We start from the raw sequence: 637 nt of genomic DNA on the forward strand, positions 1-637 counted from the left end.
TTAGGACGACAAGGATTGTCTATGCCTCTCAAGGACTTTTCAGGAGATTTTCAATGAACGTTTCTAACTCATACCCTACCGATAAATACCCTCAATTAACATCACCGTCACTAGCAAAAAACAGAGAGGAAGCTCTGGCTCAAGCTATTGCAATGATTGAGGGTCATTTGCCGAATACGAGCGTGAAGGAAAGAGAAAAGAGACTTGCAATGGAACTGCTACACATGAACTTGGACGCATCGAAAAATCACCCTCCTATTCCTCCACATATTCAGGCGTTACGTGATGCAGAAAGGGATTCTGTACCAAGTAATAAATCTGAAGTCGATTACTACGGAAGCGATCGGCGTCAAGGTCAATACTTAGGAGATTAGTATGAAATTCGCTAAGGCAATGCGAAAAAAAGCAAAATTAAGGCTCGCTTTAACAGGGCCTAGTGGCTCAGGTAAAACCTATGGAGCACTGGAAATAGCCAAAGGACTTGGCGGAAAAACGGCATTGATTGATACGGAAAAAGGAAGCGCTTCTCTTTACTCTGACCGTTTCAATTTTGACGTATTGGAGTTAGATCCACCATTCACACCAGAGCGATTTATTGAAGCTATCGGGGTTGCGCAGGAAGCTGGCTACGATAATT

The 637-nt window shown here is 43.2% G+C and carries 2 protein-coding genes; both read left to right on the plus strand.

What is annotated here, in order from left to right:
• Positions 1–209 precede the first annotated feature (209 nt).
• Positions 210–374, plus strand: a complete 165-nt coding sequence (locus ACYUCW_RS18120) for a hypothetical protein (protein WP_240495006.1) — start codon at positions 210–212, stop codon at positions 372–374.
• Between the two features lies 1 nt (position 375).
• A partial coding sequence (locus tag ACYUCW_RS18125; protein WP_460409184.1) for an AAA family ATPase occupies positions 376–637 on the plus strand: 262 nt, incomplete at its 3' end.

The organism is Proteus sp. MB838, from assembly GCF_054767435.1.